Source organism: Paraburkholderia steynii (genome assembly GCF_900100565.1).
Taxonomy (GTDB): domain Bacteria; phylum Pseudomonadota; class Gammaproteobacteria; order Burkholderiales; family Burkholderiaceae; genus Paraburkholderia; species Paraburkholderia terrae.
In genome coordinates, this window is record NZ_FNDI01000025.1 from 87,008 (window position 1) to 109,856 (window position 22,849).

The window sequence follows — 22,849 nt, forward strand, 5'->3', positions numbered from 1 at the left end:
GCATTTGCACGGGCAAGCGGCGGCGAATGGTATGTGCCGCCCAGGTGGCAAACTGTGTGTAGGTTGTCGCGTCGTATAGCGTGGCGCTCTTACAGGGTAGAACGCGTGCGCTATCGGTCCGGAGTGAAGCGTGTGTGGCGCTACGGCCTACACACAGTTTGCCACCTGGGCGGCCGTGGAGTATCTGGCACGGCTTGCGGCGACGCGGGTGCGTGAAGCGGGTGAGGCGCACCGCAAGAGCTCTGGCAACGAACATGGGTCACGTGATTGCCGTGTGAAGCGTAAGAACCTTTGGGGGCCCTCAGGCAAACACAAGAACTGGCGGTGTTAGCCGCTTTCTTTTGCCTACTTTTCTTTGCGGCGGCAAAGAAAAGTAGGTGCCGCCCCGCACAGGGGCGACGCGTGAAGCTAGATAACAAATCGCGGATGCCAGCGCAAACGTCAAAACACCGAACGGCAACGCCTGAAGCACAAACGCAAAGCGCGGATGCTAGCGCAAAGCCACGAAAACCACCCAGCGTCGCAGACAAAAAAACCACCCCACCTCATGCGTACTTAAAAACCCCTTGCGCACTAGCAATCAACACCTTGTGATCGACCCACGCCTCAGCGCGAGCAAAGAACACGGACCGTCCTTTACGTTCAAGAAACCCTTTACTAATGACCTTTTCCCCGAGCCCCTTGTCGAGATAACTGATCGTCAGCGACAAAGTAAACGCATGAATCGGGTCCCCTTCACTAAAGAGCCCCGAATACCCCGCGGCAGCGTCAAGCAGAGTAGCAATCGCACCACCTTGCAAGACGCGCTGACGGTTAAGCGTCTCCGGCCGAATCGGCATCGTGAACTCGGCGTAACCGCTCTTCCATTCGGTCAATTCGACCGCGAGCGATTCGAGAAAGGGATTATCGAGTGGCGGCGGCTGCATATGATCTCCTGCGGCGGTTGAGCCCTCATGCTAATCCAGCACCGCGAACCGCAACAGATCAAGCCGTCGCCGACACACTTTCACGCCGCTTTCGGCGGCCCAACGGAAGCCCGCATCGACACCGTCACGGGAAACTCGCGAAAGATATCCCACTTGGTCCCATAGCACTGGTTGATGAGCCAGCGCACCGCGTTCTGCGTGAGTTCAGCAGTCGGAATATGCACCGACGTCAAAGCAGGCGCCGAATAAGCCGCCGAGTAATCATCGTCATAGCCGATCACGGACACATCGCCGGGCACCGAAATGCCCAACTGCTGAAACCGCGCAAGCGCGCTGACGGCCATCGTATCGTTCGCACAAAAAAGCCCCGTAAACGGCACTTTCGATTCAAGCAACTGGCACGTCGCCGCATACCCACCTTCCGGCGAAAAGTCCGATTCGATCAACGGCACCGACTCACGCGCAATGCCGTGACGCGCCAGCTCGTCGAAGAAACCTTCAAGCCGCTCGATATTGTCCGATGCCGTATACGGCCCCGAGATCACGGCAATCTTGCGATGCCCATGCTCCAGCAGCGTCGCCGCCGCAATTTCACCACCGCGCCGATGATCGGCGCAAAACGACGCATCAGGCAACGCATCGAACGCACGGTTCAGAAAGACCATCTTCGGATGCATCCGGTGCAACTGATCAAGGTCTTCATCGTGCAGGTCGTGACTGATCACGACGACGCCATCGCAATCGCGCCCGATCAGAAACTGCACGGCTTCGAGCGCCTGCTCGCGCGGCGTCGACTCGCCGCACCCCGTCGCCACCACCACGTGCCGGTGTACCGAGCGCAGTTCGAGATCGGTCTGCTTGAGGATCGTGCCGTAGTAAGAGCCGAAGAAAGTCGGCACGAACAGGCCAATGATGCCCAGTTGCTGCGTGGCCATCGCGCGGCCAATCGACGAAGGCCGGAAGTTGAGTTCGGCGATCGCGGCCTGCACGCGTGCCGCCGCCTCGGCCGATACGGGTCCTTTGCCGGAAATGGCGCGCGAGGCTGTCGAGAGCCCCACGCCCGCCAGCTCCGCTACATCTTTGAGGGTCGCCACGGTGTCTCCGTCCGCTTGTAGTATTGGGCGTGCCGTTCAGAGGCGCGCCCCGCCCGCCTCGTCGAACAGCGATATATGTGCGCCATCGATCGCGAACGCCACTGAATCGCCAACGGCAACGGGCGTTTTCTCCTGATCGATCGACGCTATCTGAGTGCCATGATAATCGAGCCAGATAACCCGGTGGTTGCCCATTGGTTCGATAAGCGACACTTGCCCGCGCTGATTCGAGTCCGCGCCGATCCGCACGCGCACGTCCTCGGGCCGCACGCCCAGCACGCACGGCTTGCCGTACTCGGGCTGCGCGGCGAACGCGTAGGGCGTCACGTCGAGATCAAGCTTCGCGCCCATGAAGCGCACGCCGTCACCCTGAGCATGCAGCGTGCCGTTCAGCAGGTTCATCGCCGGCGAGCCGAGAAAGGTCGCGACGAACAGGTTCGCAGGGCGTGCATACACCTCGGCGGGCGTGCCGAACTGCTGGATCACGCCGCTCTTCATCACGGCCATCCGCGTGGCGAGCGTCATCGCTTCGACCTGGTCGTGCGTCACGTAGATCATGGTTGCGCCAAGGCGCTGATGCAATTGCTTCAGTTCGCGGCGCAACTCGGTGCGCAGCTTCGCATCGAGATTCGATAGCGGCTCGTCGAACAGAAACACGTCGGCTTCGCGCACGATCGCGCGTCCGATCGCCACGCGCTGCCGCTGTCCGCCCGACAGCTGTGACGGCTTGCGCTTGAGCAAAGGCCCGAGTTGCAGCATGTCGGACGCGCGCGCTACACGTCGTTCGATCTCCGCCTTTGGCGTGCCGTTGATACGCAAAGCGAACGACAGATTGCGCTCAACGCTCATCGTCGGATACAGCGCATACGACTGGAACACGAGCGCGATGCGCCGGTCTTTCGGATCGGCCCATGTCATGTCCTCGCCACCGATCTCGATGCTGCCTTCCGTCACGTCGATCAAACCGGCAATGCTGTGCAGCAGCGTCGACTTGCCGCAACCCGACGGTCCGAGCAGCACGACGAATTCACCGGCGCGTACATCGAGATCGAGCGCGTCGATCACCGTGTTCGCGCCCAGCTGGATTTTCAGGTCGCGGACCGCGACGTTTGCAATATTCGGTACGGTTGCCATATTCGTCCCTTAACCCTTCACTGCGCCGGACGCGATGCCGCGAACGAACCAGCGGCCCGATATGAAATACACGGCGAGCGGCACGACGGAAGTCAGGATCGTCGCCGCCATGTTGACGTTGTAGATCTTCTCGCCCGTCGTCGTGTTGATGATGTTGTTCAGCTGCACCGTCATCGGCAGGTTGCGCGTGCCTGCGAACACGAGCCCGAGCAGGTAGTCGTTCCAGATGTTCGTCACCTGCAGAATCATCGCCACCACGATGATGGGCAGCGACATCGGCAGCATCAGTTGAAAGAAGATGCGCCAGAAACCGCCGCCGTCGATGCGCGCGGCCTTGAACAGTTCCAGCGGAATGCCCGCGTAGTAGTTGCGGAACAGCAGCGTCATCACGGGCATGCCGAAGATCGTGTGAATGATCACGATGCCCGGCAGCGAGCTGAACAGATGCACGCTCGCCAGCACGCGCACCATCGGGTAGATCATCACCTGATACGGAATGAACGCGCCGAGCAGCAATACGCCGAAGAACATGCCCGCGCCGCGCGGCCGCCAGAACGACAGCGCATAGCCGTTGATCGCGCCGATCACGATCGAGAACACCGTGCTAGGCACGACGATACGCACCGAGTTCCAGAAACCCACGCGGATGCCGTTGCAATCGAGTCCCGTGCATGCCGACTGCCACGCATCGCTCCACGGTTGCAGCGTGAAGTGCGCGGGCAGCGCGAGCAGATTGCCCAGGCGGATTTCGTCCATCGGCTTCACCGACGTCACGAGCATGACGTACAGCGGCAACAGGAAGAACAGCGCTGCGATGATCAGAAAGCCATAGATGCCGAGGCGCGAAGGCGAAAAACGCTTCTTGTGCGCATGACGCCGCCGCGACACGCGAGGGGACGAATCAAGCGTCGTGCTCATCACACCTCCTTGCGCGACGCGCTTCGGCTGCGGGCATACAGGAACGGCGCAAGAATCGCGAGCACCGTCGCGAGCAGCACGATCGACGCGGCCGACGCGAGCCCGATATTCGCGCGCCCGAACAGATAGTCCATGATGAACTTCGCGGGCACTTCGCTCGCAGTGCCGGGACCGCCCTGCGTCATCGCAACGACGGCGTCGAACAGCTTCACCACGGCGACGAACAGCAGCACGAACGCGGTTGAGATCGACGGGCCGAGCATCGGAATAACGATGCTCACGTAGACGCGCCAGCGCGGAATACCGTCGATGCGCGCCGCCTTCCACAACTCGTCGTCGATACCGCGCAGGCCCGCCAGCATCACGGCCATCACGAGACCCGACGCCTGCCACACGGTCGCGATCACGATCGTATAGATCACGAAATCCTGATCGACGATCCAGTCGAAGCGCGCATGCGTGAAGCCCATCTTGTGCAGCAGCGACTGCGCGCCAAGCTCGGGGTTGAGAATCCATTGCCACACGAGACCCGTCGCGACAAACGACATCGCGTACGGATACAGGAACACCGTGCGCAACACGCCTTCCGCCATCACGCGTTGATCGATGAAGATGGCAAGCAGCATGCCGATCACGAGACACGCGACGATGAAGCACACGCCATAAATCGCGATGTGCTGCAGCGACACGAGCCAGCGGTCGTTATGAAACAGCCGCACATATTGCGTGAAGCCGACGAAGTCGTTCGACGGAAACGTGCGCGAGTTGCTGAGCGACACGCGCGCCGTCCACAGCATCGTGCCGAGATACGCGAAGACGACCGTGACTACCATCGGAATCAGCGCGATCCATGCGGCGAGCGACCAGCGCTTCCTCAACGGCCGCCCGCGCGTCTTCGCGACGGGCCGCCGGCTCGCCGCCATCTCAGGCAAGGCATGCGACTTGAGCGTGCCCATCGCGCGTCAGCCCTTCAATGCGCTGGCAAAGGCTTTTTGTGCATCGTCGACCGACTGGTTCTTGTTCCAGAAGTTCGTGATGACGTCCGTCAACGCGCCCTGCATGTCAGGCGACAGGAGCATTTCGGGGTTCGGCAACTGGCGCGACTTGTCCTTCATGATCGCGATGCCCTCCTTCGCGCATATGTCCAACTGATTCACGTCGACGTCGGGCCGGATCGGGATCGAACCTTTCTTCGCGCTGAACGCGACCTGTGCCTGCGGCGAGGTCATCACCGTCGCGAGCAGGTTCTGCGCCTTGATCGCCGTCGCGTTGTCGGTTTTCGGGAACACGAACACGTCGCCCGCCACCAGATACGGCGAGCGCGGACCAAAACCGGGGAAGCAGCCGAAGTCCTTGCCGGGCGCCTGCTTGGCCGCCGAAAATTCGCCCTTCGCCCAGTCGCCCATGATCTGCACGCCCGCCTTGCCGGAGATCACGAGCGCTGTCGCGTCGTTCCAGTTGCGTCCCGGCGAGCCGGCATCGACGTAATCATGCAGCTTCTTGAACGACGCGAGCACCTTCTTGAACGCATCTGATTTCACCGCGTTCTGGTCGCGGTCGCGATACACCTTCAGATACAGATCGGGTCCGCCGACATCGGCGAACACGGCATCGAACGTGATCTTCTCCTGCCACGGCTGGCCGCCCAGCGCGAGCGGTATCACGCCCGCCTTTTTCAGCTTGTCGAGATCGCCGACGAATTCATCGAAGCTCTTCGGGTCGCCCGCAATGCCCGCTTTCGCAAACACCGGCTTCGAATAGAAGAACCACGCGGGCATGTGGATATCGACGGGCGCCGCGTAGTAATGGCCGTTGACCTTGATGCTGTCGAGTATCGATTGCGGGAAGATGGCTGCCCAGTTCTCCTTCGTGGCGACGGCATCGACGTTGTTGAGCAGGCCCTGATCGATCAGGTCATGAAACTGCTTCGACGTGTTGAACTGCGCAGCCGTGGGCGGATCGCCGCCGACAATGCGGTTGATCGCGGTCGCACGCGCCTGGTCCGCGCCCGCCACGGCGTTGTCGACCCATTGGCCGCCCGCCTGGTTGTACGCATCGGCGAACTGCCGGATCGCCGCCGATTCGCCGCCCGACGTCCACCAGTGAATCACATTCGCCTTCAACGGCTCCGCTTGCGCGATGACGCCCGTGATGGCCAATGCAAGTGCGATACCGCTTTTCAACGCCCACTGTTTTCTGCTGTTCATTCCGTCTCCTTCAGGCTCGAGGCCCGATTTATCAGGTCGACTGCTTATCAGCTTCTTGTGACTGCGTGTCAGCGCGTCGTTATCAGCGCTGCTGTTTGCGCGTCTCGATGAACTGCGCGATCAGCTCGCCGCTGCGTTTGACGGTGCGCTGCTGCGTGCCGTAATCGACATGCACGACGCCGAAGCGCCGCTCGTAGCCGAACGCCCATTCGAAGTTATCCAGCAGCGACCAGACGAAGTAGCCGCGAATATCGACGCCCTGCTTCACGGCCTGATCGACGGCGGCCAGATGCCGCTTGAGGAACGCGATGCGCTGCGGGTCCTCGACACGGCCGTTCTCCACCTTGTCGTCCGAGGCCATGCCATTCTCGGTGATATAGATGGGCGGCAGGTTCGGATACGTGCCGTGAAATCCCGTCAGCAGGTCGCGCAGTCCGTCTGGATGGACTTCCCAGCCCATCTGCGTGCGTTCGACATCGGCCAGCGGCGCGTCGACGAAACCATGCACGCCGTCGCTCTTCACATTGGTGCGGAAATAATAGTTGATGCCGAGAAAATCGAGCGGCGCGGCGATGGTTTGCAGGTCGCCTTCGAGCACGAGCGGCTCGGCGCCCGGCCACAGCTCCCATAGATCGGCCGGATACTCGCCCTTCAGAAGCGGATCGAGAATCCACGCGTTGTGCTGCACCTCGAACAGATGCGCGGCGCGCTGGTCCGCTTCGCTCTGCGTTGCAGCCGTACCGCGCCCCACGTTCGCCACGATGCCTTTCATCGACGACGGATCGTTTGCGCGCAATACCTGCGTCGCGAGTCCATGCGCAAGCAGCAGATGATGCATCGCCTGCGTCGCGTAACGCACGTTCGCAAGACCGGGCGCGTGATGGCCGTTGCCGTAGCCGAGGAACGCCGAACACCACGGCTCGTTGAGCGTCATCCACGCGTCGACGTGGCCCGACAGTTCGCGGCTCATCAGGTCCGCGTAGTCGGCGAAGCGATAGGCGGTCTCGCGGTTGAGCCAGCCGCCGCGATCTTCGAGGTGCTGGGGCAAATCCCAGTGATACAGCGTGACGAAAGTCTGCAAGCCCTTGTCCTTCAGCCTGCCGAGCAGCCGCTTGTAGAAATCGAGACCCTTTGCGTTCGGGCGACCCGCTTCGTCCATCACGCGCGGCCAGGCAACCGAAAGCCGGTACGCCTCGAAGTTGAGCCCCGACAGCAGGTCGAGATCGCTTTCCCAACGGTGATAGTGATCGCAGGCCACCGCACCCGTGTCGCCCGCGAGCACCTTGCCCGGCGTCGCGGAGAACGTGTCCCAGATCGACGGCAGGCGGCCGTCCTCGTTGACGGCGCCTTCGATCTGATACGACGCCGTTGCCGCGCCGAGCAGAAAGTCCTTGCGCCAGAGAACGGAGTCGGCGGACGGCGTGAAGGGATCGCTTTGCTGACTGTTCGACTGAATGCCGCCGGTTGCCACTGCATCGTATGCCACGGAACCTCCTCTCGCTGAATGGTTTGACGCGTGTCTGAAACGAATCGATCGACGAAACGAAAGCCGGAGTGGAAGCGCTTCCACATGACCTGCGCACGATATCAGCGGCCCTTTCGGCGCAGCAATCAGGGTTTGTCTGGATCGGACAGAGCCCGTCCGAAATCGCCATGCAACACGCATGGCAATTCGGATCACGACAGGGGCGCGTTTCATTTGTCGTGACAATCAATCGGTGCCGGTACACAACGCGCAACGGGGATTGCTCGGCCAATGTCTCGGTGTTTTCCGACACCTACGGGTTGAACCGGAAAGAAGGTGATGGCAGACCGTTAAACTGAACTGTCGATGCGGAAACTTTGGCGCATCCTTTTAAAAATGAGAGCCCAATGCGAGCGACGAGCACTCAGGCCAACGGCATCGTTCCTGCGCTGACGAGCATCCGCTTTCTGGCGGCGCTGACCGTCGTCCTGTCGCATTACCGCGAACTCGAACTGCTCAATACGCCCGTTTCGTTCTTCAATTTCGTCGATGGCGGGCGCTCGGCTGTTTCCCTCTTCTTCGTCCTCTCCGGCTTCATTCTCACGTACACGTATCGCGACGAACTCGCGACGCAAGGCCCGCATAATTTTTACGTCGCGCGCGTCGCGCGCATCTATCCGAACATCCTGTTCGCGCTTGCCATTGCGTCCGTTACGACTGCATACCTCGTGATCTCGCACAACGATGTGCTGTTTCTCAAGTGGTTCGCGCTGAAGACATCGATCAATCTTTCACTGGTGGTGAGCTTCATTTGCCAGGTGTTCCTGATCACCGCCTGGTTCCCGTTCGCCGCGATCAATCAGCCGTGGAATGGTCCAGCTTCGAGCGTGTCGTGCGAGGCGTTTTTCTACGCGCTCTTTCCGTTGATCCTCGCTCGCTTCGTGAAGATGCGCGCATCGACGCTCGCCGTTACGCTGCTCGGCATCTGGATCGCGCAGGGCCTGATGATCCTGTTCATCATGGCCGCGTTCCCCGTCTCGCGCAGTCACTTCCTTGCGGGCACGCTGCCGCTGTGCCGGATCGCCGAATTCATGCTGGGCATCGGCGCGGCGCTCGCATTCCAGACCTTGCGCACGCGCGGTGTGTCGATGCATGGCCGTGGCATCGCGCTGGTGTCGGGTTCCGTCGTCGTGCTGATCGTGCTCGCGCTGTGGCAACCCACGACGCCCGTGTTCTATCCGCAGAGCCCGTTCTTTGCGACCTTGATTCTCGGCCTCGCGCTGCTGGAGCGGCCCGTAATCGGCCTGCTGAATCAGCGCTGGCTCGTGCAATTCGGCGAAGCGAGTTATGCACTCTTCCTGATTCATGTGCCGCTTGCGTATCTCGCGTGGCTGGTGGGTTTTCGCGCGAGCAACGGCTGGATTCCGCTCACGTGTACGCTGCTGCTCAGCGTCATCGTGTTCACGTATTTCGAAGAGCCGATGCGGCGGCGCATTCGCAGGCGCTTTCGCAGCAAGCCGCCCGTGCCCGCAAGCGTGGTTGCGGAAACCGTGCCGGTCGATCCAACCGTGACAGTCGGCCCCGGCATGAAGCCGAGCTGAGCGTCCTCTTCACACACAAAACACAAACGGCGCTTCACGCGCCGTTTGTGTTTGTACGTCTGCCTTGTTCATTTACGCCCAGTGCGCCGGAATCCACACGCGGCCGATCCAGTGCCCCGGAATCCAGACAGCGGGACGCGGCTTCGGTGCGACATACACAACGTGCGGGGGCGGCGGAGGAGCGACGACCACCACACGTGCGGGCGGCGGCGGCACGACGACGGGAGCCGGCGCGACCACCACCGCGGCCGGCGGGGGCGGCGGAACCACGACGACGGGCGCAGGCACAGGCGCGGCGACAACCACAGCGGGAGGCGGCGCGACGATCACGGGCGGCGGCACCACGACAGCCGCGCCAACCGTCGTCGTGCCCGTCACCACAGCCGTGCCGCCCGTCGTGACAACGCCGCCATGCACTACCGTGCCGCTCGTCGTCACGGTGTTGCCGTGCGTGCCTGTCGCGCTGCCCGACGTGACGACCACGCCAGGTGCCACGCTCGTCGCGCTACCCGAGTGTGTGACCGTGCCGCCGTTGCTGCCCGTCACGGTGCCCGAGCGCGAGCAGGTCCAGCCGCCGCAGTTCGTCGATGCCGAGTGGTTGTAGCTGTTGCCATTGCCGCCCGTCACCGTTCCCGACGACGAATATTGGCCGGCGCCGTTACGCGTCACTTCACCCGACGTCGATGCCGTCTTGCCGTCCGAGCCCGTCATCGTGCCCGTGTGCGAGCAGGTGCCGCTTGCGCAGCTGGTGTCGCCGGAATGCTGCACCGAGCGGCCGTTGGGTCCGTAGGCCGTGCCCGAGTTGGAAAACTGGCCCGGCGACGTACGCGTGACGCTGCCCGAGTTGCTCGCCACGCCGCCGTAGGGGCCGGCCACGCCGCCCGCGTGATTGCAGGTGCCGCCGCTGCAGTAGCCGCCGTGCGCGCCGTTGTATTCGCCATGCGACGTGTACGCGGTGCCGTGGCCGTACCAGCCGGCCCACGCGGGCACGCTGACGAGCGACGCGCTTGCGCCGATCACCGTCGCTGCCGCTGCCAGCGCGATGCGGCGCGAGATGCCGCCCGACACGCCGCGCGCAGCGGATGCCGACGAACGATTCAGCAGACCAGACAACGAAGAGAAGATGTGCGAGCGGGTTTTCACGGCAGTGTCCTTCACGGTTCGGGCCACTTGGCGTTTGCAGTGGCGACGGAATGAATCGTAGAAGAAACTGCCCTTCAGGTCAGTTCATAAACTATGTCGAGAAATGTCACAACCCGTGTCACGGAGGGTCACGGCGACGTGCAAAAAATGCCTGCGCCGTGACCTGCGTGCGTGCGATGAAATGCTATGAAGAGCGGTCGCGTCCACGTGCGCGGGTCGCGCCCGTGACGACGCCGATGCCGAGCAGAATGACGGCGACGATCAAGACGTAATGCTGCGCGACGTGCATGGTGACGAGGGCCCACGACACGCCGCCAATGAAAATCAGCCAGCCGATCAGATAAATGGCCAAGGTCATCGGGTTCTCCTTTCCGCTTTGACATGCAAGCTTTTTGCAAGAACCATGCCGCGTGGAAAGGGAAAACACGATGCGTTTCTTCAGCCCTTATGCGATGACGTCGGTGCCGTCGTCGGCGGGTTCGACCTTTTCGGATTCGCGCTCGCGTCGGCGCTGCTTGCCGCGTCCGGCGCGCGCGCGCCGCATGTCGATCAGCTCGCCATACGACAGCCACGCACCCGAGCCGCCCGACTTCGCCGCGTACATTGCGGCGTCCGCGTTGAGCAGCAGCGCTTCAGCGGAATCGCCGTCCGCCGGGAACTGGCTGATGCCGATGCTCGCGCCGACGGCCATCGGCTGATCGTCGATCATCAGTTCGTCGTCCAGCGTGCGCACGATGCGCGCGGCGATCGCGGGCGCCGCATCGGCGGAACGCTCGCCTTTGACGAGCACGATGAACTCATCGCCGCCCAGGCGCGCGACGATGTCACCCGTATGCAGCACATCTTGCAAACGGCGCGCGACGACGGCCAGCACGTCGTCGCCGACGGAATGGCCGTATTGATCATTGATCTGCTTGAAGCGGTTGAGGTCGATGAACAGCACGGCGAGCCGCTCGCCGCTGACCCGCGCCCGGTCGATGGCTTCCTCCAGCTTCTGCATGAAGAGCATCCGGTTCGGCAGTCCCGTCAGCCCGTCGTGGCTCGCGAGATGCGTGAGCTCGTGCTGCTTGCTGCGCAGTTCGTCCATCTGCAGGCGGATCTCGCGGCGCATGCGGTCGAAGCAGCGCGCGAGCACGCCGATTTCATCGGTGCGCCTGAGTGGCAAGGCGTCCACCGTGTGCTCGGAGAAAAAGTGCGTGGCGGCCTCCGCGAGACTATGCAGCGGGCGCGTCAGCGCGCGGGCGAACAGAATGGCGAGCAGGATCGCGAACGCGCTGAAAATCAGCACCATCCGCACGATGCTGTTGCCGAGCATGTTCGCGCCGACCAGCACCTCGTGCAGCGGCTTCCCGAGCCCGATCACGATGAAGCGGTTGCCCTGCGATTCGCCAAACGGCCGGCGCACGAACGAGAATACGTGGCCCGTCGCTTCGTTCGGTTGCGTGAGTCCGTTCATCAGCACGGGCTGGGTGGACTGCTCGAACAGCGGTTTCGTTGCCGCGAAGCTTTCCTGCATGAACACGCGCCTGCCCTTGTCGAAGCCGAACGTCAGCGACGGGTCGGGATGCACGAGAAAATCGCCCCACTCGTTGGCGAGATAGACTTGATAGTCGGCGGGGAGATCCGCTTGCGAGAGCCGCAACAGGCTCGCGAGATCGACGTCGATCACGACCACGCCGACCACGTCGCCGCGCGCGTTGGCGACGGGCGTGCCGACCCGCAGCGTCGGCTTGCCCTCCGCCGCGTGCGCGCCGTGCTCGTGATTGACGGCAATGGGGGAAATGTAGACGCGCCCCGGCAACAGCGCGAGCGTATCGAACACATACGCGAACTGTCCTTTCTCCTGCAGCGCGCTTTCCTGCACCCGCACCGTGCCGCCCGATTCACGGTCGATACGGATGAGTTCCAGCCCATAGTGGTTGCGCGCGATGAGCCTCACCTGCAGATACTCGGGATGCTGCGCGATAAAACTCGCGAACACCTGCGCGAGCCGGTCGCGCGTCGGGTTGTCGGTGGATTTGCCGTCGTCGTTGAGCGCGACGGTCGCGGCCGACGGCATCGTCGACAGCACCAGGGCGTCCGCGGCGATGTCGTTGATCGCCATCGTGAAACGCTGGCCGAGCAGTTCCGTCGACGTGAGCAGACTGCGCTCCGCTTCATGCACGAGCATGGTGCGGTTCGCGCGATACGCGTAGTAGCCCGTCGTGCCGGACGCGAGCACGCCGATCAGCGCGAGCAGCACCGAGAGCTTGAAGGTGAGCCCGGGGCGCATCATCAGAAACGCTCCGGACGGTCACCCGAGACGATACGGCTCCACAGCGCCTCGCGTTTGTCGATGTTCTCGACGGGCTCGATCCAGAGAATGTGGCTCTTGTCCGAGTTTTCGGGCGGCTCGGTGAGCGTGTTGGCGAGACCCTGGCGCTGCGTCAACAGCTGGCTGACGTCCGGCTCCAGCATGTAGTTGATCCACGCGAGCGCGAGCGGCCGGTTCGCCGCTGCGCTCGTCATCGACCAGCAGTCGAGCCATGCGAGCACGCCTTCGTCGGGAATCACATAGCCGACGTCGGCGCCCGCGCGGCGCAGCAGTTCGAGCTGCTGCGTGCCGTAGTTGCCGAACATCAGCGCGACCTTGTGCTGCACGAAGAACGCAGCGGCCTCTTCCGGCAGGTTGTAGTACGTCAGCAGATTGCGCCGCAGATCGATCAGCTTGCGCGTGATGGTCTGCATCTGAGCGCTGTTCAGCTGAAACGGATCGGAGTAACCGAGCGCGAGCGCCGTGAACGAGAAATTGTGCTGCGCGCTGTTGTAGTCGAGTACCTTGCCGCGATAGCGCGGGTTCCACAGTTCGTTCATCGAATGCGGCGCGACGCTCACCTGCTTGCGGTCGTAGATGAGACCCATCGTCGAATAGGTGAACGGAATCGCGTAGACGGCGCCTTGCTTCGTCAGTCCGTCGATCGACGACAATGCGCGAAAGCGCGGCAACTGCCGTTTCGTATTCGGCAGACTGTCGAGGTCGAGCGGCGCGAGCAGATTGTCGTGTGCGTAGCGCTGGATTTCAGCCGTATTTGCCGCGAGCACGTCGAACTGCGGCGCCTTGCCCTGATGCATTTTGTCCCACAGCGCTTCATCGGAATCGATCAGCGTGACTTCGACTTTCGCGTGATAGCGGCTCTCGAAAGCTTTCACGACGTCGGGGTCGGCATAGCCCGGCCATGCGAGCACGCGCAGCACGTTCTCGGCCGCTGACGCATGCGCGATCAGCATGCAGCAGCCGATAAAAAGGATGACTGCGTCAAGGAAACGATTGGGACGGACAGCCGCGTGCGCGGTGCGGGCAGGCATGCCCCGCTGCCAGACACATGCATTTGAGTAGCACCACCGCATTTCGTCTGTCCTTATTGCGATCCGACTTCAATGCACTTTAAAGCGCACACCAGGGGCGGCATCGGCTCGATGGCGGTGATGCGGCCGCCACATACGAGGGAAACGGCTTTTGGTCGCGGGCGAGAGACGCGCGACGCTTTTCTTCGGGAGAAGGAACAGCAGTCTAGCGGAATCGCGCGCGCCAAAATATACCCTGTTGTGGTCTAACTGCAGATAACGGCCTGCATGGCCGCTTCTTTAACGATTGGCGGGCTCGAACTTTTCAAACAGCGTTTCAGAAAATTACCGGAGGTAAGGTGCGTGGGGCGCACTTCAATTTTTCGTGCGTTTCAAACTGGTGTTTGGATTTGGCTTGTTTTGTAGGGGTTTTATGTATTTGCTGGGAAGGGTTTTTATGCCATTGCGCTGGCATTCGCGTTTGAGCCCTGTGCGGGCGGTTTGATTTGGTTTGGTTTGGTTTGCTTGTGTTTGCGCTGGCATCCGCGATTTGTTATCTAGCTTCACGCGTCGCCCCTGTGCGGGGCGGCACCTACTTTTCTTTGCCGCCGCAAAGAAAAGTAGGCAAAAGAAAGCGGCTCACACCGCCAGCTTTTGTGTTTGCCTGAGGGCCCCCACAGGGTCTTACGCTTCACACGGCAACCACGTGACCCACGTTCGTTGCCAGCGCTCTTGCGGTGCGCCTCACCCGCTTCACGCTCCCGCACTACAGCGCGCCGTGCCAGCTATTCCACTGCCGCCCAGGTGGCAAACTGTGTGTAGGCCGTAGCACCTCACACGCCTCACTTCGGACCGATAGCCCACGCGTTCCACCATGTAAGAGCGCCAGGCTATACGACGCGACAACCTACACACAGTTTGCCACCTGGGCGGCAGAAACCATTCGCTGCCGCTAGCCCAAGTTCGGGTGTTTGAAGTGGGTGAGGCGCTCATTCGACGCGTTGGCAACGAGCGCCAACGGAGACGTTGCCGTGTGAAGCATAAGACCCGTTGGGGGCCCTCAGGCAAACACAAGAACTGGCGGTGTTAGCCGCTTTCTTTTGCCTACTTTTCTTTGCGGCGGCAAAGAAAAGTAGGTGCCGCCCCGCACAGGGGCGACGCCTGAAGCGCGCTAACGAATCGCGGATGCCAGCGCAAAGGCTAATACACCGAACGGCAACGCCTGAAGCACGAACGCATAACGCGGATGCCAACGCAGAGGCATAAAAACCAAGCGCATCGCGAATGCCACCGCAAAGGCAGAACCCCCAAAAACCCCAAACCTCCCGCACGAACCCCTGCGTGCAAATCTACTGTATGGACGCCATCACGCGTCCCCCCTTCTGCACACTACCCGCCGGATGCAACTCAAAACAAAACGCGGTGCCAACGCCATCCCGCTCAACAAGCCGAATCTGGCTATCATGCAACTGCAGCATCCTCTGCACGATCAGCAACCCCAGCCCCCCGCGATGCGCGCCACCCGACGTAAACGCACGCTGGAACAGACCCGCCCGCACTTCTTCCGACATCCCCGGCCCGGTATCGCTCACGGTCACCGACACCTTAGCGTCCCGCACCACAAGATCAACATCAACAGCGCCCGCATCCGGCGTATGACGGATCGCATTATCGAGCAGATTGGTCAGCACACGTTCGATCATCCCAAGGTCCGCCGTCACGTTCGGCAACCGCGGCGGAATGCCCGCTCGCAGCTGGATATGCCGCGCTTCGGCAGACAGCTCGAACTTCTGAAACACGTCCTGCAACAGATCGACCAGCGAGAAATCCTCAAGCGCAAGCTGCACGTTCCCGTGCTCCAGCCGCGCGAGTTCGAACAGCGACTGCGCAAGCCTGCCGACCTTCACACTCTGCCCAAGCGCGATAGCCAGATAACGCTTGCGCTCGGCGTCGCTTAGCGTGTCCGACTTCATCGACAGCGTTTCCAGGTAGCCGTGCAGCGAAGTCAGCGGCGTACGCAGATCGTGTGAAATGTTCGCCACCAGTTCGCGCCGCTCCTGGTCCTGCCGCGTCAACGCGCGCCATTGCTGCCCGATGCGCTCGGCCATCTGCGCGAACGTCGATTCGAGCGTTGCAATTTCGTCGCGCGAATTGGAAGGCGACGGGCGCGCCGCGTTGGCAATCGCGGGTTGTGTATCCGGCTCGCCATTCGCATCGAACTTGCGCATCGCGTCGGTGAGACGGCGCAGCGGCCGTGTGATCAGCCCGAACGCCATCAGACCCGCCACCAGACCGAGCAGCGCGACGACCGCCATCGACCATAACGTCGTGCGCAACACCGAGCTAGCTGCGACGCGTGCGGCGAGCGCGTCGTGCGCTTCGCCCTGCAACACGACGTACAGGTATTCGGGCGGCCGGTTGCTCGCGTGCGGCAGCAACGCCGCGCTGAACACCTTGCGCCCGTCGACGCTGCGCGGGTCGTCGCCGAGTATCGGCAGCGGATCGCCAGCGATGAACTCGCGCACCGGCCGCACGTCGACCTGCATCCGCTTCAGGTGTCCGGCGGGCGCGTCGTCGCCTTCGATACGGCCGTTCTGATCGAGCAGATACACCTCGACGCTCGGATTGACCACCATCAACTGCCCGAAAATCTCACGCAACGCTTCCTTGCGCGAGCCGTCGTTGCTGTCGTCCGCCAGTGCCGGACTGCGCGCGATATGCGAGGCGAGATCGCGCGACAGGCTCTGGATCACTTCCTTTTCGTGCAGATCGCTCGAACGTATCTGCAGCCATGCCGACGCGCCGCAGCACGCGAGCAGCAAGATGGAAAACACCAGCGACAACCGCTGTGTCAACGACAGGTTCACGACGCGTCTCCTTCGTGCGCCGCAGGATCGGCGACGAACTTGTAGCCTCGCCCCCACACCGTCAGGATGCGCGTGGGCTGCGCGGGGTCGGCCTCGATCTTCGCGCGCAGCCGGTTGATGTGCGTATTGACGGTGTGCTCGTAGCCTTCGTGCTGATAGCCCCACACGGCGTTCAGCAGATCCATACGCGAGAACACCTTGCCCGGACGGCTCGCGAAGAAGTACAGCAGATCGAACTCGCGCGGCGTCAGTTCGATCCGCTTGCCGTTGACGCTCGCCTCGCGCGTGAGCGGATCGATGAACAGTCCGGCGAGGTTCAGGCTGCCCGCTTCCATCCGCGCATCTTTCGCCATCGCATCGACGCGTCGCAACAGCGCCTTCACGCGTGCGACCAGTTCGAGCACGGAAAAAGGCTTGGCGAGGTAGTCGTCCGCACCGAGCTCCAGACCAAGAATGCGATGCACTTCGCTCGAACGCGCGCTGGTGATGATGATGGGCGTATAGCGCGCCATCGCCCGGGCGCGCCGGCAGATCTCCAGGCCATCGACGCCCGGCAGCATCAGGTCGAGGATCAGCGCATCCCAGTTGCCCTGCTCCAGCAACCGCAGCCCTTCGTTGCCGTCGGCGCTATGGACGACCTCGTAGCGTTCGTCCCGCAGGTGCAGGCTCAGCACATTCGCTATGTCGACATCGTCTTCGACGATCAGTACGCGCTTTGGATGGTCCATCGGCTGGCTTGAATCAACGTGGGATTGAATGCAGGGATTAAACGTTGCCATACAACGTTTACAGCACTGACATTGTGCAGAATTTTCGGCCGCCGGGTTATCACAATTAATTTAAGTTTTCGTGAGGACCCGGATATCAGAGCGGACTTACGCTACGCCATATTCAATCGAGTCGCACCAAGGAGCACACGATGAAAAGCCGCAGGCGGTTCCTGTTATCGGGCGGCAGCGCGCTCGCTGCGCTGGCCGCGCTCACGCACTGGCGGGCGTTTGCGGCGGGAACGCCGGGCACAGCGGACGCAAAGGACGCAGCGCCCGGCTCACCCGCGCGCTTCGAAGTCACGCGCACCGATGCGCAATGGCGCGCGCAGCTCACGCCAGCGCAATATCACGTGCTGCGCGAGGAAGGCACGGAGCGCCCGTTCAGCAGCCCGCTGAACGACGAGCATCGCAGCGGCGTGTTCGCCTGCGCGGGTTGCAGCCGTGAACTGTTTTCGTCGCGCACGAAGTTCGACAGCCATACGGGCTGGCCGAGCTTCTGGGCCCCGCTCGATCATGCTGTCGCGACGCGCGAAGACGGCTCATGGGGCATGGTGCGCACGGAAGTGCATTGCGGGCGCTGCGGCGGCCATCTGGGACATGTGTTCGACGACGGCCCGAAGCCCACGGGCTTGCGCTACTGCATGAACGGGCTCGCGATGACCTTCACACCGCGCGCCGCCTGACATCTTCTTTCATCGCCCCAATTCGCACGATCAACCAACCAAACGATCATGTTACTCATTGTCCTCGCTTACCTCGGCGGCGCTCTCACGATCCTGAGTCCGTGCATTCTGCCCGTGCTGCCCTTCGTCTTCGCGCGCGCCGACCAGCCGTTCGCACGCTCCGGCCTGCCGCTGCTCGGGGGCATGGCGCTGACGTTCGCGCTCGTCGCGACGCTCGCAGCTGTCGGCGGCGGCTGGGTCACGCAGGCCAACCAGTACGGCCGCTGGATCGCGATCGTGCTGCTCGGCGTGTTCGGCCTCACCCTGCTGCTGCCGCGTCTCGCCGACCGTTTGATGCACCCGCTCGTCAGCGCGGGCAACCGGCTGTCCGAGCTTGCGCAGGCGGACGGCGCGAAGCCGCGCATCGGCTCGTCGTTTCTGCTCGGCATCGCGACGGGCCTCCTGTGGGCGCCCTGTGCGGGCCCGATCCTCGGCCTCGTGCTGACGGGCGCCGCGCTGCGTGGCGCAAGCGTCGGCACGACGCTGCTGTTGCTCGCCTATGCGGCGGGCGCGGCGACCTCGCTCGCCATCGCGCTGCTGATCGGCGGACGGGTCTTCACGGCGATGAAGCGCTCGCTCGGCGCGGGCGAATGGGTGCGGCGCGGAATCGGCGCGGCGATGCTGTGCGGCGTCGCGGCCATCGCGCTCGGCCTCGATACGGGCGTGCTGACGAAGGTATCGACGGTGGCGACGAGCGGCATCGAGCAGCACCTGGTGGACAGCCTGTCGCCGCGCAAACCCGCCGGCGACGCGATGATGTCGGCGAATGTATCGAACGATGGCCCCGCCATGATGAAGGCCGCCGACACGCTCCCTGCCTCAGGCGACGCCACGCCGCCCGCAGGCACGATGATGCGCGCATCGGCTGCGGCGGCACCGTTGCCTGTCGAGGGCACGCTGCCGTCGCTGGCGGGCGCCGTGCAATGGCTGAACTCGCCGCCGCTCACGAATGCGCAGTTGAAGGGCAAGGTCGTGCTGGTCGATTTCTGGACCTATTCGTGCATCAACTGCCTGCGCACGCTGCCGTACGTGAAAGCGTGGTCGCAGAAGTATCGCGACATGGGGCTCGTCGTGATCGGCGTGCATGCGCCGGAGTTCGCATTCGAGCGCAATATCGATAATGTGAAGAAGGCCACGCACGATCTCGGCGTCGACTATCCGGTCGCAATCGACAACAACTATGCAATCTGGCGCGCGTTCGGCAACCAGTACTGGCCAGCCCACTATTTCGTCGATGCGCAGGGTCGCGTGCGTCATCATCACTTCGGCGAAGGCGAGTATGAACAGTCGGAGAAAGTGATCCAGCAACTGCTCGTGGAAGCCGGTCATCCCGAAGCGGCTCAGGTGGCGACGGGTCTCACGCAGCGCGCGAAAGGCGTCGAGGCGGCCGCCGACGGCAACGACATGATGTCGCCGGAAACGTACATCGGTTATGCGCGTGCCGAGAACTTCGCGTCGCCGGGTGGCGAAGCCGAGAACCGCGCGCACACCTATGCCGCGCCGTCGAGCCCCGACGTCAACGATTGGGGACTCGCGGGCACGTGGAAAGTGGGCGCCGAGCACGCGACGCTCGCCGCGCCGAACGGACGCATCGTCTATCGCTTCCATGCGCGTGACCTGCATCTGGTGCTCGGGCCGGGCGCTGCCGGCAAGCCGGTGCATTTTCGCGTGACGATCGACGGCGCCACGCCGGGCGACGCGCGCGGCACCGACGTGAGCGCCGACGGCACGGGCGTCGTGACGGAACAGCGTCTCTATCAGCTCGTGCGTCAGACGGGCGACGTAGCCGATCACACCTTTGCGATCGAGTTTCTCGATCCGGGTGTCGAGGCGTACGCGTTCACGTTCGGCTAACCGGATTCCGACTGACTGCACATCACCCTGTTATTCGAGGACTATCACCGTGAACAAGAAACTCATCGCAAGCGCATTGGGCTGGAGCCGCACGTCGGCGGGCAGGATCGTGGCGTGCGTCGCCATCGGCGCGGGCGCCCTTGCGTGGCAACACGTTGCGTCGGCGGAACAGGCGGTCCGGATTCCGCCGCCCGCGCAGGACGAAAAAGTGGGCAGCGTACACACGGAAACGGCTGTCTTCGCGGGCGGCTGCTTCTGGGGCGTTCAGGGCGTGTACGAGCACGTCAAGGGCGTCCAGCAGGTCGCGTCGGGCTACGCAGGCGGCGCGGCAAACACCGCGCAGTACGAGACCGTGAGCGGCGGCGACACGGGGCACGCGGAGTCGGTGCGGATCACGTATGACCCGACGCAGATCACGTATGGCCGGTTGCTGCAGATTTTCTTCTCGGTCGCGCACAATCCGACCCAGTTGAACTACCAGGGACCGGATCACGGCACGCAGTATCGTTCGGTGGTGTTTCCGCAGAATGCCGAGCAGCGTGGCATCGCGCAGGCTTATATCGCGCAGTTGAACGGCGCGAAGGTGTTTTCTGCGCCGATCGTCACGAAGATCGAGGACTTCAAGGGCTTCTATCCTGCCGAGCAGTATCACCAGAACTATCTGGTGCTGCATCCGGATTCGCCGTACATCGCGATCAACGATCTGCCGAAGATCGATTATCTGAAGAAGATGTTCCCGGATGTCTATCGCAACGATCCCGTGTTGCTGAAAGCGTCGGCTTCATGATGGTGGCGCGCCGCGCGGCCTGATGTGGCCTGCGGGTTGGCCACGGCCGCGCGGGGCGTTGTGGTTGCGTCGTCTTTTACCCGCCCACGGCGTCGACGATCCGTTTGCACATCGCCTTGTCGGGGTATGGGCCCACGCCTGCCTGCACGTTGTCGGCCATGTACTCGGGGCGTCCCGTGCCGGGAATCACGACGGTGACGGCCGGTTGCGCGAGCACGAATTTCAGCAGCAGTTGAGCCCACGTCGTGCAGCCGATGTCGGCGGCCCACGCGGGCAGCGGCGTCTTGCCGACGCGCGACAGCAACCCGCCGCCGCCGAACGGCTGATTGATCACGACACCGATGCCGAGATCGCGCGCGAGCGGCAGGATGCGCTGTTCCGCGTCGCGATCGTCGGCGGCGTAGTTGACCTGCACGAAGTCGGGCTTCTCGCTGCGCATCACGCTGGCGACTTCATCGAACGCGCCTGACGTGTAATGAGTAATGCCGATATAGCGAATACGCCCGCTTGCTTTCCAGTCGCGCAACGTCGCGAGCTGCGTGCGCCAGTCGACGAGGTTGTGAACCTGCATCAGGTCGATCTTCGGTTGCTGCAGGCGGCGCATCGACTCTTCCATCTGCGCGATGCCTGCGGCTTTGCCTTGCGTCCACACCTTGGTCGCGACGAACGCCTTGTTGTGCGCGTCGAGCCGCGTGAGCAGCGTGCCCGCGACGGCTTCGGACGAGCCGTACATCGGGGATGAGTCGATTGCCGCGCCGCCCGCTGCGAACAGAACTTTCAGCACTTCGGCGAGCCGCGCCTGGCCGTTCGGATCGTCGCCGACGTCGAAGGTGCGCCACGTGCCGCAGCCGACGACGGGCAGCGGTTCGCCGGTTGACGGGATCGCGCGCCGTTCCATGCGAGGCGTTGATTTTTGCTGGGCGGCGCCGAGGGATGGAATGGACATCGCGAGGGGCAGCATTAGCGCGCGTTGCAGGAAGTCGCGGCGCGCGGACGGTCGATGAGGACGCATTGACGTTGCGTCAGCCCGGACGGCGCGCGATGAAGTCGATCTCGACTAGTGCGTCGCGCGCGAGGCCTGTTACGCCGACGCAGGTGCGCGCGGGCAGCCGTCCCGGCGGGAAATGCGCGGCGTAGACGGCGTTCATCGCTGCGTAGTCGCGTTTGAATTCAGTGAGGAAGATACGCGCCGATACCACGTGTTCGAGGCCGAGACCGATGCCCTTGAGCACCAGCACGAGGTTGTCCATGACGCGTTTGGTTTGTGCGGCGACGCCCTCGGGTAAGGGGGCGGTGTCGTCGTCCGGGGATGTGGGCATCTGGCCGGTGACGAAGACCCAGCCGCCTGATTCCGTCGCATGGGAGAATGGGCCGACCGGCGTCGGGGCGCCTTCGATCATCCAGAACTGGGTGGGTTCGGTCATCGGTTTGGGTTCCAGGGTTGTTTTGTTTCGGTGGTTGCGGCGCTTGGTTGAATGGCAAGGTCATACCTTAGCGCGGATTTTTTTGTTATGCAGAAGGGTTTTTGGTTTTTGGTTTTTGGTTTTTTGTCTGCGACGCGTTGGGTGGTTTGCTCGTGGTTTCGCCGGCATCCGCGCTATGGTGTTTGCTGTTCAAGCGTCGCCCCTGTGCGGGGCGGCACCTGGTTTGTCTGCGACGGCTGGTTGGTTTGCTTGTGGTTTCGCTGGCATCCGCGATTTGTTAGCGTGCTTCAAGCGTCGCCCCTGTGCGGGGCGGCACCTACTTTTCTTTGCCGCCGCAAAGAAAAGTAGGCAAAAGAAAGCGGCTAACACCGCCAACATCTCTCACTGCCTGAGGGCCCCCAAAGGGTCTTACGCTTCACACGGCAGCATTTCTGTTCGCGTGCGTTGCCAACGCTACAAATGAACGCCTCACCCGCTTCAAATACCCGTACAAGTGCCAGCGGCAGCGAATGGTATGTGCCGCCCAGGTGGCAAACTGTGTGTAGGTTGTCGCGTCGTATAGCTTGGCGCTCTTACAGGGTGGAACGCGTGCGCTATCGGTCCGGAGTGAGAC

Annotated in this window: 20 protein-coding genes; 4 read left to right on the top strand and 16 right to left on the bottom strand. The window is 62.7% G+C overall.

Translation table 11 applies throughout. The annotated features are described in order from the left end of the window. Positions 1–545 precede the first annotated feature (545 nt). From BLT65_RS34115 to BLT65_RS34145, 7 genes are all read right to left on the bottom strand, one after another. Positions 546–926, bottom strand: a complete 381-nt coding sequence (locus BLT65_RS34115) for a PaaI family thioesterase (protein WP_007744521.1) — start codon at positions 924–926, stop codon at positions 546–548. An 80-nt stretch (positions 927–1,006) separates the two neighbouring features. Further along, entirely contained in the window at positions 1,007–2,020 is a 1,014-nt protein-coding gene (locus BLT65_RS34120) for a LacI family DNA-binding transcriptional regulator (RefSeq protein WP_042314822.1), read from the bottom strand. Between the two features lie 36 nt (positions 2,021–2,056). Next, entirely contained in the window at positions 2,057–3,154 is a 1,098-nt protein-coding gene (locus tag BLT65_RS34125) for an ABC transporter ATP-binding protein (protein WP_091786578.1), read from the bottom strand. Between the two features lie 9 nt (positions 3,155–3,163). Then, positions 3,164–4,072, bottom strand: a complete 909-nt coding sequence (locus BLT65_RS34130) for a carbohydrate ABC transporter permease (RefSeq protein ID WP_091786582.1) — start codon at positions 4,070–4,072, stop codon at positions 3,164–3,166. Continuing rightward, entirely contained in the window at positions 4,072–5,028 is a 957-nt protein-coding gene (locus tag BLT65_RS34135) for a carbohydrate ABC transporter permease (RefSeq protein ID WP_091786585.1), read from the bottom strand. Before BLT65_RS34135 ends, BLT65_RS34130 begins: the two co-directional genes overlap by 1 nt. Positions 5,029–5,034: 6 nt before the next feature. After that, positions 5,035–6,279, bottom strand: a complete 1,245-nt coding sequence (locus BLT65_RS34140) for an ABC transporter substrate-binding protein (protein WP_009771646.1) — start codon at positions 6,277–6,279, stop codon at positions 5,035–5,037. A gap of 82 nt (positions 6,280–6,361) precedes the next feature. Next, complete coding sequence (locus tag BLT65_RS34145; protein WP_091786588.1) at positions 6,362–7,765, bottom strand: GH1 family beta-glucosidase; 1,404 nt, start codon at positions 7,763–7,765, stop codon at positions 6,362–6,364. Positions 7,766–8,151: 386 nt separating this feature from the next. Between BLT65_RS34145 and BLT65_RS34150 the strand changes: the two genes are divergently transcribed. Next, positions 8,152–9,345, top strand: a complete 1,194-nt coding sequence (locus BLT65_RS34150) for an acyltransferase family protein (RefSeq protein ID WP_091786591.1) — start codon at positions 8,152–8,154, stop codon at positions 9,343–9,345. 72 nt (positions 9,346–9,417) lie between these two features. Here BLT65_RS34150 and BLT65_RS34155 read toward each other — a convergent pair whose 3' ends face one another. The 7 genes from BLT65_RS34155 to BLT65_RS34175 form a co-directional block, all read right to left on the bottom strand. Then, positions 9,418–10,488 carry a hypothetical protein gene (locus tag BLT65_RS34155; protein ID WP_091786595.1) on the bottom strand — a complete coding sequence of 357 codons (1,071 nt, stop codon included), beginning with the start codon at positions 10,486–10,488 and terminating at the stop codon, positions 9,418–9,420. 184 nt (positions 10,489–10,672) lie between these two features. Continuing rightward, complete coding sequence (locus BLT65_RS47385; RefSeq protein ID WP_007744500.1) at positions 10,673–10,846, bottom strand: hypothetical protein; 174 nt, start codon at positions 10,844–10,846, stop codon at positions 10,673–10,675. 87 nt (positions 10,847–10,933) lie between these two features. Beyond that, a complete protein-coding gene (locus tag BLT65_RS34160) occupies positions 10,934–12,763 on the bottom strand; it encodes a GGDEF domain-containing protein (RefSeq protein WP_091786599.1) in 1,830 nt (609 codons plus the stop codon). Further along, the gene (locus tag BLT65_RS34165) at positions 12,763–13,875 is read right to left on the bottom strand and encodes an extracellular solute-binding protein (protein ID WP_091786602.1); all 1,113 of its coding nucleotides are present in this window, start codon (positions 13,873–13,875) and stop codon (positions 12,763–12,765) included. Before BLT65_RS34165 ends, BLT65_RS34160 begins: the two co-directional genes overlap by 1 nt. A 312-nt stretch (positions 13,876–14,187) precedes the next feature. After that, positions 14,188–14,379, bottom strand: coding sequence for a hypothetical protein (locus tag BLT65_RS47390; RefSeq protein WP_167306595.1), 192 nt, complete (start codon positions 14,377–14,379; stop codon positions 14,188–14,190). A 782-nt stretch (positions 14,380–15,161) separates the two neighbouring features. Next, positions 15,162–16,679, bottom strand: a complete 1,518-nt coding sequence (locus BLT65_RS34170; RefSeq protein WP_091786605.1) for a sensor histidine kinase — start codon at positions 16,677–16,679, stop codon at positions 15,162–15,164. Next, entirely contained in the window at positions 16,676–17,407 is a 732-nt protein-coding gene (locus BLT65_RS34175) for a response regulator transcription factor (protein ID WP_009771640.1), read from the bottom strand. Before BLT65_RS34175 ends, BLT65_RS34170 begins: the two co-directional genes overlap by 4 nt. A gap of 191 nt (positions 17,408–17,598) precedes the next feature. Between BLT65_RS34175 and msrB the strand changes: the two genes are divergently transcribed. Genes msrB through msrA form a run of 3 tightly spaced genes read left to right on the top strand, consistent with a single transcriptional unit; the run spans position 17,599 to position 20,812 of the window. Next, positions 17,599–18,132, top strand: a complete 534-nt coding sequence (gene msrB, locus BLT65_RS34180) for a peptide-methionine (R)-S-oxide reductase MsrB (RefSeq protein ID WP_091786608.1) — start codon at positions 17,599–17,601, stop codon at positions 18,130–18,132. 48 nt (positions 18,133–18,180) lie between these two features. After that, positions 18,181–20,025 carry a cytochrome c biogenesis protein DipZ gene (locus BLT65_RS34185; RefSeq protein WP_091786611.1) on the top strand — a complete coding sequence of 615 codons (1,845 nt, stop codon included), beginning with the start codon at positions 18,181–18,183 and terminating at the stop codon, positions 20,023–20,025. A 49-nt stretch (positions 20,026–20,074) separates the two neighbouring features. Beyond that, the gene (msrA, locus tag BLT65_RS34190; RefSeq protein WP_042314811.1) at positions 20,075–20,812 is read left to right on the top strand and encodes a peptide-methionine (S)-S-oxide reductase MsrA; all 738 of its coding nucleotides are present in this window, start codon (positions 20,075–20,077) and stop codon (positions 20,810–20,812) included. Between the two features lie 76 nt (positions 20,813–20,888). Here msrA and BLT65_RS34195 read toward each other — a convergent pair whose 3' ends face one another. Both BLT65_RS34195 and BLT65_RS34200 read right to left on the bottom strand, forming a co-directional pair. Beyond that, entirely contained in the window at positions 20,889–21,773 is an 885-nt protein-coding gene (locus BLT65_RS34195; protein WP_091786704.1) for an aldo/keto reductase, read from the bottom strand. Between the two features lie 61 nt (positions 21,774–21,834). Then, positions 21,835–22,236: a RidA family protein gene (locus BLT65_RS34200; RefSeq protein ID WP_042314809.1), complete on the bottom strand. Its 402-nt coding sequence runs from the start codon at positions 22,234–22,236 to the stop codon at positions 21,835–21,837. Between the last annotated feature and the right edge of the window lie 613 nt (positions 22,237–22,849).

Excerpts from the sequence above, each read along its gene's own strand:
- BLT65_RS34165 (WP_091786602.1), bottom strand. The coding sequence starts at position 13,875 with ATGCGGTGGTGCTACTCAAATGCATGTGTCTGGCAGCGGGGCATGCCT.
- BLT65_RS34135 (WP_091786585.1), bottom strand. The coding sequence starts at position 5,028 with ATGGGCACGCTCAAGTCGCATGCCTTGCCTGAGATGGCGGCGAGCCGG.
- BLT65_RS34125 (WP_091786578.1), bottom strand. The coding sequence starts at position 3,154 with ATGGCAACCGTACCGAATATTGCAAACGTCGCGGTCCGCGACCTGAAA.
- BLT65_RS34200 (WP_042314809.1), bottom strand. The coding sequence starts at position 22,236 with ATGACCGAACCCACCCAGTTCTGGATGATCGAAGGCGCCCCGACGCCG.
- BLT65_RS34160 (WP_091786599.1), bottom strand. The coding sequence starts at position 12,763 with ATGATGCGCCCCGGGCTCACCTTCAAGCTCTCGGTGCTGCTCGCGCTG.
- BLT65_RS34185 (WP_091786611.1), top strand. The coding sequence starts at position 18,181 with ATGTTACTCATTGTCCTCGCTTACCTCGGCGGCGCTCTCACGATCCTG.
- BLT65_RS47385 (WP_007744500.1), bottom strand. The coding sequence starts at position 10,846 with ATGACCTTGGCCATTTATCTGATCGGCTGGCTGATTTTCATTGGCGGC.
- BLT65_RS34195 (WP_091786704.1), bottom strand. The coding sequence starts at position 21,773 with ATGCTGCCCCTCGCGATGTCCATTCCATCCCTCGGCGCCGCCCAGCAA.
- BLT65_RS34130 (WP_091786582.1), bottom strand. The coding sequence starts at position 4,072 with ATGAGCACGACGCTTGATTCGTCCCCTCGCGTGTCGCGGCGGCGTCAT.
- BLT65_RS34175 (WP_009771640.1), bottom strand. The coding sequence starts at position 17,407 with ATGGACCATCCAAAGCGCGTACTGATCGTCGAAGACGATGTCGACATA.
- msrB (WP_091786608.1), top strand. The coding sequence starts at position 17,599 with ATGAAAAGCCGCAGGCGGTTCCTGTTATCGGGCGGCAGCGCGCTCGCT.
- BLT65_RS34140 (WP_009771646.1), bottom strand. The coding sequence starts at position 6,279 with ATGAACAGCAGAAAACAGTGGGCGTTGAAAAGCGGTATCGCACTTGCA.
- BLT65_RS34115 (WP_007744521.1), bottom strand. The coding sequence starts at position 926 with ATGCAGCCGCCGCCACTCGATAATCCCTTTCTCGAATCGCTCGCGGTC.
- BLT65_RS34150 (WP_091786591.1), top strand. The coding sequence starts at position 8,152 with ATGCGAGCGACGAGCACTCAGGCCAACGGCATCGTTCCTGCGCTGACG.